Annotated in this window: 14 protein-coding genes; 5 read left to right on the top strand and 9 right to left on the bottom strand. The window is 63.0% G+C overall.

The window, feature by feature from the left end; translation table 11 throughout:
• From LG661_RS04810 to LG661_RS04845, 8 genes are all read right to left on the bottom strand, one after another.
• Complete coding sequence (locus tag LG661_RS04810; protein WP_230530727.1) at window positions 1–1,212, bottom strand: vWA domain-containing protein; 1,212 nt, start codon at window positions 1,210–1,212, stop codon at window positions 1–3.
• Window positions 1,209–2,123 (bottom strand): AAA family ATPase, encoded by a 915-nt coding sequence (locus tag LG661_RS04815; RefSeq protein WP_230530728.1) that lies wholly within the window; start codon window positions 2,121–2,123, stop codon window positions 1,209–1,211. The genes LG661_RS04810 and LG661_RS04815 overlap by 4 nt, the downstream gene beginning before the upstream one ends.
• A 74-nt stretch (window positions 2,124–2,197) precedes the next feature.
• Window positions 2,198–3,004 carry an FAD binding domain-containing protein gene (locus tag LG661_RS04820; RefSeq protein WP_230530729.1) on the bottom strand — a complete coding sequence of 269 codons (807 nt, stop codon included), beginning with the start codon at window positions 3,002–3,004 and terminating at the stop codon, window positions 2,198–2,200.
• A gap of 14 nt (window positions 3,005–3,018) precedes the next feature.
• On the bottom strand, window positions 3,019–5,382 hold the full coding sequence (locus LG661_RS04825) for a xanthine dehydrogenase family protein molybdopterin-binding subunit (protein WP_230530730.1): 2,364 nt from the start codon (window positions 5,380–5,382) through the stop codon (window positions 3,019–3,021).
• 161 nt (window positions 5,383–5,543) lie between these two features.
• Window positions 5,544–6,038 carry a (2Fe-2S)-binding protein gene (locus tag LG661_RS04830; protein ID WP_230530731.1) on the bottom strand — a complete coding sequence of 165 codons (495 nt, stop codon included), beginning with the start codon at window positions 6,036–6,038 and terminating at the stop codon, window positions 5,544–5,546.
• A gap of 175 nt (window positions 6,039–6,213) precedes the next feature.
• A complete protein-coding gene (locus LG661_RS04835; protein ID WP_230530732.1) occupies window positions 6,214–6,675 on the bottom strand; it encodes a CoxG family protein in 462 nt (153 codons plus the stop codon).
• Between the two features lie 90 nt (window positions 6,676–6,765).
• Window positions 6,766–7,272, bottom strand: coding sequence for a response regulator (locus LG661_RS04840; protein WP_230530733.1), 507 nt, complete (start codon window positions 7,270–7,272; stop codon window positions 6,766–6,768).
• A 43-nt stretch (window positions 7,273–7,315) separates the two neighbouring features.
• Entirely contained in the window at window positions 7,316–7,543 is a 228-nt protein-coding gene (locus LG661_RS04845; RefSeq protein ID WP_230530734.1) for a DUF6894 family protein, read from the bottom strand.
• A 265-nt stretch (window positions 7,544–7,808) separates the two neighbouring features.
• Here LG661_RS04845 and LG661_RS04850 point away from each other — a divergent pair, with 265 nt between their 5' ends.
• Together LG661_RS04850 and LG661_RS04855 are read left to right on the top strand one after the other, a co-directional pair.
• Window positions 7,809–8,459: a DsbA family protein gene (locus LG661_RS04850; protein WP_230530735.1), complete on the top strand. Its 651-nt coding sequence runs from the start codon at window positions 7,809–7,811 to the stop codon at window positions 8,457–8,459.
• 3 nt (window positions 8,460–8,462) lie between these two features.
• Window positions 8,463–9,035 (top strand): 3'-5' exonuclease, encoded by a 573-nt coding sequence (locus LG661_RS04855; protein WP_230530736.1) that lies wholly within the window; start codon window positions 8,463–8,465, stop codon window positions 9,033–9,035.
• 291 nt (window positions 9,036–9,326) lie between these two features.
• Here LG661_RS04855 and LG661_RS04860 read toward each other — a convergent pair whose 3' ends face one another.
• Window positions 9,327–10,235 (bottom strand): glycosyltransferase family 2 protein, encoded by a 909-nt coding sequence (locus LG661_RS04860; protein WP_230530737.1) that lies wholly within the window; start codon window positions 10,233–10,235, stop codon window positions 9,327–9,329.
• A gap of 381 nt (window positions 10,236–10,616) precedes the next feature.
• Here LG661_RS04860 and LG661_RS04865 point away from each other — a divergent pair, with 381 nt between their 5' ends.
• From LG661_RS04865 to LG661_RS04875, 3 genes are all read left to right on the top strand, one after another.
• Window positions 10,617–11,924 (top strand): nucleotide sugar dehydrogenase, encoded by a 1,308-nt coding sequence (locus tag LG661_RS04865; protein WP_230530738.1) that lies wholly within the window; start codon window positions 10,617–10,619, stop codon window positions 11,922–11,924.
• A 136-nt stretch (window positions 11,925–12,060) separates the two neighbouring features.
• Entirely contained in the window at window positions 12,061–12,864 is an 804-nt protein-coding gene (locus tag LG661_RS04870) for an ABC transporter permease (RefSeq protein WP_230530739.1), read from the top strand.
• Between the two features lie 10 nt (window positions 12,865–12,874).
• Window positions 12,875–13,639, top strand: coding sequence for an ABC transporter ATP-binding protein (locus LG661_RS04875; RefSeq protein ID WP_230530740.1), 765 nt, complete (start codon window positions 12,875–12,877; stop codon window positions 13,637–13,639).
• Window positions 13,640–13,801 lie beyond the last annotated feature (162 nt).

The following is a 13,801-nucleotide window of genomic DNA, read 5'->3' on the forward strand; positions in this document are numbered from 1 at the left end:
TCAGGAGGCCTGCAGCCATTGGCGCGGGTCGCTTCGTCCCGCGTGCTTGCCGGAGAGGGCCTGACAGAGCGCCCCCATCGAGGCGAGGCTGTGGATGGGGCGGAGCTCGTGGACATGGGGCAGCATGGCCCGGATGCCGGAGGCGCGGGCCTCGAAGGCGTCGAAGCGCAGGAGCGGGTTGAGCCAGATCAGGCGACGGCAGGACCGCTTCAGGCGATCCAGTTCGAAGGTCAGCTCGTCCGTGACCTCCCGCTCCAAACCGTCGGTGAAGAGCAGCACGATGGCGCCCTGGCCCAGCACCCGGCGCGACCAGTGGCGGTTGAATTCGTGCAGGGCCTGAGCGATGCGCGTGCCGCCCTCCCAGTCCTGCACGCGCTTCGTGGCGCGCGCGAGCGCCTCGTCCGGATCGCGGCTCGTGAGTTCGCGGCTGATATTGGTCAGGCGCGTCGCGAAGACGAAGGAATGCACCCGCCGCCGCTTCTCGGCTACCGCATGAAGGAAGTGCAGGAACAGGCGCGAGTACTCCGCCATGGATCCGGAGATGTCCACGAGCGCCACCAGTGGTGCATGACGGATGGCGGGCGAGCGGTAGGCGAGGTCGATGACGGCTCCTCCACCGCGCAGCGAACGCCGGAAGGTTTTGCGCGGGTCGATGCGGCGGCCCCGGTGATCCGCCAAGAACCGGCGCGTGACGACTTCATCCTCCGGCAGCGATAGCGCGGCAATCAGGCGCTTCGCTTTCACGATCTCAGGCGCAGACATCTGCGCAAAGTCCTTCGCCTTCAGCATCTCCCTGTCCGAGACCGTCAGGCGCGCCGAGAATTCGGGCTGCTCCACCGGCTCGGTCTGCTGCGGCTGGGGCGGGTTCGTCGCTTCGGCTACGCGCAGGGCGCCGGCCTTCGGCTTGTCCTCCTTCTTCGCATTGCCGGGAGCGACTGGGGACATCATGGCGATCAGCTTTTCGAGGAGCGCGCGCCGCCGCCAGAAGATCCGGAAGGCCTGATCGAACAGGATGCTGTGCTCGTGCCGCTTCACGAAGACGGCGTGAAGCGTCCAGTAGAAATCCTCGCGGGTGCCGATCCGGGCGGCCTCAATCGCGGCGATGGCGTCGAGGACCGCGCCCGGCCCCACCGGCAGGCCGGCAGCGCGAAGCGTCCGGGCGAAATAGGCGACGTTCTCCGCGAGGTGACCGCTGCCCTGCTCCTCGCTCACTCCGCAGCCCTCAGCGCGCCCTGCACCCGGTCGAGCATCTCCTTGGCGCGGCTGCCCTGCATTTTCTGGATGTCGTCCTGGTATTTCAGCAGGACGCCGAGCGTGTCGGAGACGAGGGCGGGGTCCAGCGCCACCGCATCGAGCTCCACCAGGGCCGAGGCCCAGTCGAGGGTTTCCGCGACGCCGGGCGCCTTGAACAAATCCTCCTTGCGGATCGCCTGGACGAAGCCGACGATCTCCTGCGAGAGCCGTGCGGGAGCATCCGGCACGCGGCTCTTGAGGATCGCGAGCTCACGCTCCGCATCCGGATAGTCGACCCAATGGTAAAGGCAGCGGCGCTTGAGCGCGTCGTGGATCTCCCGCGTCCGGTTCGAGGTGACGATGACGATGGGCGGATGCTCCGCCCTGACTGTGCCGAGCTCCGGGATGGTGACCTGGAAGTCGGACAGGACTTCGAGGAGGAAGGCCTCGAAAGCCTCGTCGGTGCGGTCGAGTTCGTCGATGAGGAGAACCGGAGCGCCGGCGGTGTCAATCTCGAGTGCCTGCAGAAGCGGCCGCTTCACCAGATAGCGCTCGGAGAAGAGATCGCTTTCGAGCGTGTCGCGGTCCACCGATCCGCCGGCTTCCGCAAGACGGATCGCCATCATCTGCCCGGCATAGTTCCACTCATAGACCGCAGCCGCCACGTCGAGGCCCTCGTAGCATTGCAGGCGGATGAGCCTGCGCCCGAGCGCCGCGGACAGCACCTTCGCGATCTCCGTCTTGCCGACGCCGGCTTCCCCTTCGAGGAAGAGCGGCCGCCCGAGCCTCAACGCGAGGAAGAGCACCGTTGCAAGCGGCCGGTCGGCCACGTAGCCGGTGCTCTCCAGCAGGGCGAGGGTTTCGTCGATGGAACCGGGTTGTTCAGCCACGGGATGATCTGCTCCACAAGGGCAAGATGCCCGGGTCAGGCCCGGGCATCGGCTGTCGCTCAGGTGCCTGTCGCTCAGCTCCGCGAGGCGGCCGCCTGCACGGCCCGGCGCGTCATGACGCCGACGAGATGGGCGCGGTAAGCTGCATCCGCATGGATGTCGCTGTTCATCTCGTCTTCCGGAGCGGCGATCCCGTTGAGAGCCTCAGGCGCGAAGTTTTGGGCGAGCGCCTGCTCCATCTCCGGCATACGGAAGACGCCGTTCGAGCCCGCGCCCGTCACCGCCATTCGCACGCCATCCGCGAACCTCGCGACGAACACGCCGACGAGGGCATAGCGCGAGGCGGGATTGCGGAACTTGGCATAGGCCGCCTGCGACGGGACCGGGAAGGCGATCCTCGTGATGATCTCGCCCTCGTCGAGAGCCGTCGTGAAGATGCCCTGGAAGAAATCGTCCGCCGCGATCTCGCGCCGGTCGGTGACGATGGTGGCGTTGAGCGCCAGACACGCCGCCGGATAGTCTGCGGACGGATCGTTGTTGGCGACCGAGCCGCCCATGGTGCCGCGGTTGCGCACATGCGGGTCGCCGATGACTTCGGCGAGTTCGGCAAGGGCCGGGATGGCCTGCCGGACGTCCGCTGAATGGGCGACCTCCGCATGCTTGGTCATGGCGCCGATGCTGAGCGTATCGCCCGAGCGCTCGATCCCGCGCAGCTCCGCGATCTGGCCGAGATCGACCAGATTGGTGGGGCCTGCGAGACGCATCTTCATGGTCGGCAGCAGGGTGTGCCCGCCGGCGAGGAACTTCATGTCCTCGAATTGCGAGGCAAGGTCGGCAGCCTGCCGGGCGCTCGTGGGGCGGTGATAGTCGAAAGCGTACATCCCTCTCTCCTCCCTTATTCCGCGGCCATGGGCATGCGCGCCTTCTGCGCGGCCCGCCAGACGGCCTGAGGCGTCGCCGGCATGGCGATGTCCTCGTGGCCCAGCGCATCGGTGATCGCGTTGATGACCGCAGGCGGCGCGGCGATGGCGCCGGCCTCGCCGCAGCCCTTGATCCCGAGCGGGTTCGACGGGCAGGGCGTCACCGTCATCCCGACCTGGAACGACGGCAGGTCGTTGGCGCGCGGCATGCAGTAATCATTGAAGCTGGCCGTCACGAGCTGTCCGCTCCGGTCGTAGACGGCGCCTTCCAGAAGCGCCTGTCCGACGCCCTGGGCGATGCCGCCATGGACCTGGCCCTCCACGATCATCGGGTTGATGATGACCCCGAAATCGTCCACCGCCGTCCAGCGCTCGATGGTGGTGACGCCCGTGTCCGGATCGATTTCCACCTCGCAGATGTGGACGCCGGCGGGGAAGGTGAAGTTGGTGGGATCGTAGAACGCTCCCTCCTTCAGGCCCGGCTCCAGATCCTGGCCGGAGAACTTGTGGGCGATGTAAGCCTGCAGGGCCACCTCGCCGAAGGCGAGCGAGCGGTCCGTGCCCGCGACACCAAAGCGTCCGTCCTTGAACTCGATGTCGCCTTCCGAGGCTTCGAGCACATGGGCCGCCACCTTCCTGCCCTTGGCGATCACCTTGTCGATGGCCTTGGCGATGGCGGACATGCCGACCGCGCCGGAGCGCGAGCCATAGGTGCCCATGCCGAACTGCACCTTGTCGGTGTCGCCATGGACGATGCTGACCTGATCGATGGGAATGCCTAGGCGGTCCGAGACCAGCTGGGCGAAGGTGGTCTCGTGGCCCTGGCCGTGGCTGTGCGAGCCCGTGAGCACCTCGACCGAGCCGGTCGGGTTCACGCGCACTTCCGCCGATTCCCAGAGGCCCACGCCTGCGCCGAGCGAGCCCACCGCCTGCGAGGGGGCGATGCCGCAGGCCTCGATATAGCTGGAGAAGCCGAGGCCCCGCAGCTTGCCGCGACGGGCGCTCTCCTGCTTGCGCGCCTGGAAGTTCCTGTAATCGGCAAGCTCCAGCGCCTTGTCGAGGGAGGCGGCGTAGTCTCCCGTGTCGTAGGCCATGATGACCGGCGTCTGGTGCGGGAACTGCGTGATGTAGTTCTTCCTGCGGAACTCCGCCGGATCTTGCTTGAGTTCGCGGGCGGTCTTCTCGACGAGCCGTTCGACCACAAAGGTCGCTTCCGGCCGCCCCGCGCCGCGATAGGCGTCGACGGGCGCGGTGTTCGTATAGACGCCGTCCACCTCGCAATAAATCGCCGGGATATCGTACTGGCCCGACAGGAGAGGGGCGTAGAGATAGGTCGGCACGGAGGAGGAGAAGGTGGAGAGATAGGCTCCGAGATTGGCGGTGGTGTGGACCCTTAGGCCTAAGATCTTTCCATTCTCGTCCGTCGCCATTTCCGCATGGGTGACGTGGTCTCGCCCATGGGCATCCGCCAGGAAGGCCTCGGTGCGGTCCGAGGTCCACTTCACCGGCCGCTTCACCTTCTTCGCCGCCCAGACGCAGACCGTCTCCTCGGCATAGATGAAGATCTTCGAGCCGAAGCCGCCGCCCACATCCGGCGCGATCACCCGCAGTTTGTGCTCCGGCGCGACGCCGATGAAGGCGGACAGCACGAGGCGGGCCACATGCGGGTTCTGGCTTGTCGTGTAGAGGGTGTAGTTGTCGGTTCCGAAATCGTATTCACCCAGAGCCGCACGGGGCTCGATGGGATTCGGCACGAGACGGTTGTTGACGAGGTCGATCTTGGTGACGTGCTTCGCCTTCGCGAAGGCAGCCTCGGTCGCATCCTTGTCGCCGAGATGCCAGTTGAACACCGTGTTGTCGGGCGACACGTCGTGCACCTGCACCGAGGACTTCGCCGCCTCGGCGGTGTCGACGACGGCGGGGAGCACGTCGTAATCGACGACGATGGCTTCCGCCGCATCCTTGGCCTGGGCCAGGGTCTCGGCGATCACCACGGCCACGTGGTCGCCCACATAGCGCACCTTGCCCTGGGCAAGCGCTGGGTGCGGCCCGGCCTTCATCGGCGTGCCGTCCTTCGAATGGATCATCCAGCCGCAGATGAGGCCGCCGATCTTGTCCGCCGCGAGATCATCGCCCGTGAAGACGGCGAGCGCACCCGGCATGGTCTGCGCCGCGCCGACATCGATGGACCTGATCGCCGCATGGGCGTGCGGGGAACGAAGGAAATAGGCATAGGCCTGGCCAGGTCGGTTGAAGTCGTCCACGTATCGTCCCTGGCCGGTGACGAAACGCTGATCTTCTTTCCGGCGTACGGGCGCGCCGATCCCTGTCGCGGTCATGAAATCCTCCCTTGTCTTCGTCTGCCCTCATCGGAGAGGCGGAAGCGGAGCGGGACCTCGAACAGGGCTTGGAAGAGGAAGGCGCCTGCTTCGAGGCTCGCCTGCAGCCGCATCCTCGGATCGAGGAGCGTTATGCCTTGGACGAGCTGATTGACTGCGCCCTATTCCGCCGCCTGCTGCAGGGGCGCCTCAGCCATGGCCTGGGCTCCGGCGGCGACGGCTTTGACGATGTTGTGGTAGCCGGTGCAGCGGCACAGGTTGCCTTCCAGCTCTGCCCGGATGGTCTGCTCGTCGAGATCGGGACCCTTGCGGTTCACGATGTCCACGGCGGACATGATCATGCCCGGCGTGCAGTAGCCGCATTGCAGCCCGTGATGCTCGCGGAAGGCCGCCTGCATCGGGTGCAGCTCACCGCCCTGGGCGAGGCCCTCGATGGTGGTGACGACACCGGCATCCGCCTGAACGGCCAATGTCGTGCATGATTTTACGGCCTCGCCATTGAGGTGCACGACGCAGGCGCCGCACTGGCTGGTATCGCAGCCCACATGGGTTCCGGTGAGCCGGAGATTGTCGCGCAGAAACTGAACAAGAAGAGTACGGGGATCGACGTCTGCGGTGACGGATTGACCGTTCACCGTAAGGGAGACGGTGGCCATGCGTGATATCCTCCTCAGGCGCCGGAGGCCCGGCCAACCTTCAGGTGGTCTCAGGCACCGGCAGGTTTCTTGTTGGACGATCAGTTGAGCCCGATCTGTCGAAGGAGAGTGTGGACCGCTCCTGTGGAGCGGTCAAGCATTGGAACGATTCAAAGAATGGCCCAGGGGGATAACGTCAGGCGGCCGTTTCGGCAGGCGAGAGTATCTTGGCGAAGTTCGCGAAGAACCCGTCGGCATATTTCTTGGCGACGCCGTTGATCAGCCGTCCTCCCAGCTGGGCGATCTTTCCGCCTACCTGCGCCTCGACGTCGTAGACCAGCTTCGTTCCGCCCTCGGCGTCCTCAAGCCGGACCTTCGCTCTGCCCTTGGCCCAGCCGGCGATGCCGCCCTGTCCCTCGCCGCTGATGGTGTAGCCATCCGGCGGGTTGAGGTCGCTCAGGGTCACGTCGCCCTTGAAGGTCGCCTTGACGGGACCGACCGCAATCTTGGCCGTAGCCTGAAACTCCGTGTCGCTCACCTTCTCCAGGTCCTGGCAGCCGGGGATGGACGCCTTGAGCACATCCGGATCGTTGAGCGCAGCCCACACCGTCGCCCGGTCTGCGGGCAGCGTCACTTCACCCTGCATCGTCATCGCCATGCGGTTCTCCTCTCGTTTCTTGGTCTGGCACGAGAGGAGACTACGGGTGAATCGCGCAAGGCACTACTGCCCATGCGCCGATAGGCAGGCTCAGGGCCGGGTTCTTTGGAGCATGGCGTTCGCCAGCGTGAGCAGGGTTTCGGGGTAGAAGGGCTTGGCGATGAAGTTCGCTCCATGCGGCAGTTCGCTAGCCCTGGGCGCTGCCCGACCGGAGACGATGATCAGGCGAACGTCGGGGCGTCTTTCGGCGACCGTGCGGGCAAGGAGAAATCCATTGGTGAGGCCGGGCGTCTCCACGTCGCTGACGATCAGGCCGATGTCAGGTCGGCGCGCGAGGGTCAGGAGCGCTTCGTCCCCGGTCGTCGCCTCGATCACCTCGAAGCCGTCATCCATCAGGGTATCCACCAGGACCATGCGCACCAGCAGTTCGTCCTCGACGACGAGGACGACGGGGTCGCGCCGGAGATCCGACGGCGGTTCGGTGCGAAGTGCGGCGTTGCTGTTCATTCTCATGGCCATGGTGAGATTGCCCCTGAAAGGCAGGTAATAGTTCACCTCTGAACCATCCAGCCCCGCGGCGATTCCCCTTTGTCGCATGTGCGGAAGTCCGCCGCGCCAATCCGGCAGCTATGCGTGCAGTTCAATGAAGGGTTGCATTCAAGGGAAGGGAGCAGAGAACATTCCCTTCGGGGCAAACGACCTCAAGCCGCCAGCCTGCCCATTCTTCGGCTGCGCCGTCCTCTTCCTGACGTAACTCCCCGATGGCCCTCAGCGCTTCAGCCGTTGCTGTTTCGAGATCAGAGACCTCGATCCCGACATCATCGAGGATTTTTTCATGGCCGTTCACAAGGTTAAAGTAGCAACGCATCAAGGACCTGGCCGACGAGACGTCTGAATACGATTTTCATGATTCCTAGCACGGCCTATCCTTTAGGGAAAGTTCCCTACCACCTAGGGAGGTAATCTTCGGGGCGGTTCACGGTCCGCCGGAGCGGTCTTTTCGGAGCGGTGCATCGCCTGAGGTCGGGCACGGGACTTCTATTTCTGGTAGTCGCGCGGATACAGCTTTCAGGGGAGGGCCTTGTCGGGAGGGTCGGTGTGCTATCGTTATGGCCGTGAACAGGAACGCTTCCATGGCCGGACCCCACCTGATCTATGTCGCCGACCCCATGTGCTCGTGGTGCTGGGGCTTTTCACCCGTGATCGACGACATTTCCCAACGGTTCGGGGACGATCTCCCTATCCGGCTCGTCCTGGGCGGGCTGCGGCCGGGCACGACCGAGCCGCTCAATGAGAAGGGCAAGGAGACGATCAGAGAGCATTGGATCCATGTCCATGAGGCCTCGGGCCAGCCCTTCGACATGCGCTTCTTCGACCGGGAGGGCTTCGTCTACGATACCGAACCGGCCTGCCGGGCCGTGGTGATCGCGCGGCGGGAGGGAATAGGGCCAGCGCTCGCCTTTCTCAAGCGCGTCCACCACGCCTTCTATGCCGAGAACCGCGACGTCACCGATGGCGCGGTGCTGGCGGACTTGGCCGGAGAGGCGGGCCTCGGGCTCAGCGGGGACGCATTCCTGCAGGCCTTGGCGGCCGAGGAGACGCGGCAGGAGACCTGGACGGATTTCGCCATTGCCCAGCGGGCGGGCATCACCGGTTTCCCGACGCTGCTGGCCGGACGGGGCGAGGGGGCGGAATACGCCATCGTGACCCAAGGATTTCAGCCCGGCGAGCGCATCGTGCCGCTGCTCGAGCGGTGGCTCGAAGCCATCGCTGCGGGGCGCTAAGGCATGGGGATCGTGTTTCTCGACTTCGAGGCTTCGTCGCTCGAGAAGCATGGCTATCCCATCGAGGTCGCCTGGGTCTTCGCCGATGGCGGCGAGGAGGAGCATCTGATCCGACCCGCCTCCGCCTGGACCGACTGGTCGGCGGACGCCGAAGCCATTCACCGCATATCCCGTGAGCGGCTGGTCGCGGAGGGAACACCCCATGATGCGGTCGCCCGGCGCATGGTAGACGTCCTGACGGGGCATGCGCTCTATGCGACCGCCCCTTCCTGGGACGGCCAATGGCTCAGTAAGCTGCTGCGGGCCGCAAGCCTGCCCCGCCACGCCCTCCGCCTGAAGGATACCGATGAGGCTCACCGGGATGCCGTCATCGCGGTGCTGCAGAGAGCAGGCGTCTCATCGGAGCGGTACGAGGGGATTTTCCAGGAGATCCTGGGCCAGGCCCGGCTCAAGAACGACGATGCCGGCCCACCCGAGCACCGCGCCCTGGCGGACGCCCAGCGGGAGCTGCAGGTCTGGCGCGACGTTCGACGCCGCGCCGAGGCAATCCCCACAGAAAAGGGATACTTGGCCTGACAGTGCCTGGGAGCTTAAATAGCTTCGACGGCAACCGGAGGAGGACCGGGGCTACCCTTCCTCTGGGCGTCCCTGGCAGCCTGTCCTACAGGGCGCATAACCGAGGATGATAGCCTCTGGTGGCTGGCGATCGAAAGGGCTAGAAGAGCAGTATGAAGGCTGAGCTTGACGTATACAATCACTTGAGGCACCGCTAGCTCACTAGGACTCGATCTTTAGAGCTTCCTGCGGCTCGGGTGCCGAAGCTTTTCTGGAGATAGCTGCTGGTAGGGACACAAGGCTGAGGCTGGATCAGTGTGGGCGTTTGATCTTACCAAAGGGCCCGAATCGGCCATTGAGGCTGTCCCAAATGGCGCGACTGATCAGGCGCAGTCTCAACATCCGCTGATCGACTAATGTCGTATAGGCCGCAAGAAAGGCCAAGCTCCGGCTGATAAAGTAAAGCCGCCAAGCCAGTGGCGTGTAGGGCTGGCGCGCCAACCATATAGCGTTTCGGACCCAGTAATAGTTCCGCACCGGCACGTGGACAGCAATCCCGCGGGTCCCAATCTTGATTGTGCTGCTGCCGAGGTGGTGCTCGACTGTGACTGTGGGTGACAGGAAACTCTCGTATCCAGCAGCGCGGGCCCGGAAGCACCACTCTACGTCAACGAGGTCGATAAAGAGGTCTTCTTTGAAGCCTCCGACCTTGTTCAGGACTTTTAGTGGGATTAGCGAACCTGAGGCAATTATTGTGTCGCTCGCAACTGGCTCTGCTTCCGGATCAAGCGAGATCCGCAAGATGCGAAGGCCATGGCTGCGATAGGCGCGGCTCCTTTGCTGGGTGTTTATTTCGAAATAGGCAGGGCCAATGGCAGCTACACAGCCAAGCTGCCTTTCCAAGGAAACCAAATTTTTCGACAGATCGGCCACGGTTCGGGGTGCCAGAACTGTGTCCTGGTCGAGCAGCAAAATATGAGAGAAACCACCAGTTCGTGCTAGGTCAACCCCTTGGTTCTGAGCCGCGGCGATGCCGAGATTCCGTTCGTTAGATACAAAATGTGCTCCAACAGTGGTTGCAAGGGAGCGAACGTCGCCTGCATTGGCCGAGCCGTTATCGATAACTGCAAGTCCCTGAACCTGAGGTGCGACCGATCGCAGGGCTTCAGCCAACAAGGCCGTATTTGGATTGAATGTCACAGAGACGGCTAGGATGCGCATGTTTGTTCTCCGGCACCGAATCTGCCTCAGTAGTGGAACCCGCCCATACAGACAAGCAGGGGTGGCGAGGACGGATCGTCTGCGAACTATAAAACGGTGCTCGCCCAAACTACCGGAGCCGTGCCAGTAGCAAAGAGGTGCCTGGAGTCTAAAGACTTGGCTTTGAGTGTATCTTGCTAAACCTCGCGGTTGGTAAGGGTTGCTGCAGGAACTCTGAGAGGGTATAGCGGCGTCCTAGCAGCTCCGGCCAAATCTGTCGGCGGTAACTGCCTCCCTGTTCTGGTGGGCGCGGCACTCCCGCGCTTCCCGGAGGCCTGCGGCCCCGTTCAATGGCTTTATAGAAGGGGCTGCTTTCAACGAGATTGAGACCGAGATTTTCCGATGCACAAAGATATGCTGCTGAAAAGACTGAATGATAAGACGGCTGTTATCGGTATCGTTGGGCTCGGCTACGTGGGGTTGCCGCTGTCCCTCCGTTATTCGGAAATCGGCTATAAGGTAGTTGGCTTCGATATAGACCAGAGCAAGGTCGACATTCTTAAGCAGGGCCAGACCTATATCGAGCACATTGCCGCCGAAGGCATCGCCAAGGCAATCCAGAATGGGTTCGAGCCGACTGCCGATCTGTCCCGGGCTCGCGACGTTGACGCCCTGATTCTATGCGTCCCGACGCCCCTGAACAAGTATCGTGAGCCGGACCTCAGTTTCGTCCTAAACACGGTCGAGGCTCTTCTGCCCTACCTGAGAAAAGCCCAAGTCATCTCTCTGGAAAGCACGACGTATCCTGGAACGACTGAAGAGGAACTCCGGCCCCGGATCGAGAAGGCCGGCTTCGCGGTGGGAGACGAGGTTTTCCTCGTGTTCTCGCCCGAGCGTGAAGACCCGGGCAACCCAAAGTTCACGACCCGGAATATCCCGAAGGTTTGTGGCGGCACCACGCCGTCCTGCCTCGAGGTGGGTCTTGCTCTCTACGGTCAGGTGATCGACACAGTTGTACCAGTGAGCTCGACCCAGGCTGCCGAGTTGACCAAGCTCCTCGAGAACATCCATCGCGCTGTTAATATTGGCCTCGTGAATGAGATGAAGATCATCGCCGACCGGATGGGCATCGACATTCATGAGGTCATCCGCGCAGCCGCGACTAAGCCGTTCGGCTTCGTGCCCTACTATCCCGGTCCCGGCCTCGGCGGTCACTGCATTCCGATCGATCCGTTCTACTTGACCTGGAAGGCGCGCGAGTACGGACTGCATACCCGCTTCATCGAACTAGCGGGCGAGATCAACAGCACGATGCCAGAATGGGTTGTGGAGAAGATCGCCGATGCCCTGAACGACCGGGAGAAGTCGATCCGCGGTAGCCGAATCCTGGTCCTCGGCATCGCCTACAAGAAGAACGTCGACGATATGCGGGAGTCTCCATCTGTCGAACTGATGAGCCTTCTGCAGGCGAAGGGCGCGCAGATCGCCTACAGCGACCCGCACGTGCCGACCTTCCCCAAGATGCGCCGCTATGCGTTCGATCTCGCAAGCGTCGATCTGACCCCTGAGGAGCTAGCCGGCTATGACTTGGTGCTGCTGGCGACGGACCACGATCGGTTCGACTATGAAACGATCGAACAGCACGCAAAGCTTATTGTGGATACTCGCGGGAAGTATCTTGGTGCGCGAGCCAACGTGGTGAGGGCGTAAATCGTGTCCAGGCCGCAGTACTCGCTGAACGGCATTTGAGCCGCCGGGTCGGTTTCCATGCCGGTCGGCTCTCGGTTGCAGAGGAATGATCGGCTTGAAGGCCCCGGGGCCAGGCTGATGATTAAGGACCAAGATTTTGAGAACCAGTGGTTCGGGATTGCGGGAGACGCTGCGCGAGGTTCGCGACGGCTGGCGCTGGCATGAGCTCTGGCTGACGCTTGGGTGGCGGGACGTACGTTTGCGTCACCGCCGTTCGCGTTTGGGGCCATTCTGGATTTCGCTCAGCATGGCCTTCGTCGCGGCCTGCATAGGGACTATCTACAGCGCCATTATGCAGGTGCCGGCGCACGAATACATTCCTTATCTCGTGACGGGCTACATGACATGGAGCCTATTGTCGGCTTTCGTCACCGACGGCAAGGATGCTTTCGTCGCAAATGCCTCAGCCATCAGAGAGATTGCGGTTCCTGGCGTCGTCTATGTCTACCGCCTTCTGTGGCGGAATGTGCTTATCTTTGGCTATAGCGCCCTCATCTATGTCGCCGTACTGCTCGTCTTCCAGATCTGGCCCTTCCCCGAATTGCTTTTGGCTCTCCCAGCCTTCGTGCTGATCCTGCTGAACGGCATCTGGCTGGGCCTGCTTCTCGGGCTCGTCAATGTGCGCTACCGGGACTTTGGCCACATGATCCCCAATGCCATGCGCCTGATGTTCTTCATCACGCCCATTCTCTGGTATCCGGATCGTATGGAAGGATTGCGTGCGCTCGCCGTTTACCTCAATCCCGCATATTACATGCTCGAACTCCTGCGGGCTCCGCTGCTCGGCCAAACCCCGGCTCCGCTCGTCTGGGCAGTTGCTATCGGGCTGACTGTCATCGGCTGGAGTGTCACCTTGCCGATCTATGCCTATTGGCGTCGCCGGATCACCTTCTGGATCTAAGGGTGCAATCATGGCGTTTGTGAAGCTCGAAGATGTGACGCTGGATTATCCGGTCTTGGAAAGCAAGGCCCGGAAAGGCCAGGCGCCCCACCAACCAACCAATGCTATCGGCGGACAACTGGCGAAGGGCAGGGCAGGCTATCTGCTCGTGCGCGCCCTGCAGAACCTGTCCTTCACCCTTGAGCCGGGAGACCGCCTGGCCCTCGTCGGGCACAATGGAGCAGGCAAGTCGACGCTGCTGCGCCTCATGGCCGGACTTTATGCGCCCACATTTGGCCGTGTGACCGTGCAAGGGCGGGTGGCGCCCTTGCTCAACCTCGGCTTCGGTCTCGACGCGGAATCGACTGGTTACGAAAACATTCTCGTCCGAGGGCTCTACCTTGGAATGAGTCGTGCCGAGATCAAGGGCAAGATCGACAGCATCGCCGAATTCAGCGGGCTCGGTGACTTCCTCAATCTCCCGATGCGGACCTATTCCTCCGGCATGCGGGCGCGCCTGGGCTTTGCCATTTCAACCCATGTCGACACCGATATCCTGCTGCTCGACGAGGTCGTGGCAACCGGCGACGCTTCCTTCATCCACAAGGCCAACGAGAAGCTGGAGGGCTTCGCCAGGGATGCGAAGATCATGGTGCTGGCCTCGCATTCCAACAAGGTCTTGAGGGAGCTCTGCAACAAGGCTCTGATGCTGGAGCATGGAAAGCTGAAGGCTCTAGGCAGCGTCGAAGAGGTCCTCGAGGTCTACAAGAACGCAGCCGGTGTGAGCGCAGACTAAGGGCGATCTCGTGGGACCTTGTTCGGGAGGTTCCCATGTCCGGTGGCCGGGCGTAAAGAAAAGGGCAAGGGTTGCAGGAAGAGCGTCAAGCCGGATTTCGGCTCCCGGATTACGGATCCGAGATGAAGGAATTTCGGGCCTGCGCATTTGCGAACAGTGAGA

Source organism: Microvirga roseola, from assembly GCF_020866965.1.
In the GTDB taxonomy this organism is placed as follows: Bacteria; Pseudomonadota; Alphaproteobacteria; order Rhizobiales; family Beijerinckiaceae; genus Microvirga; species Microvirga roseola.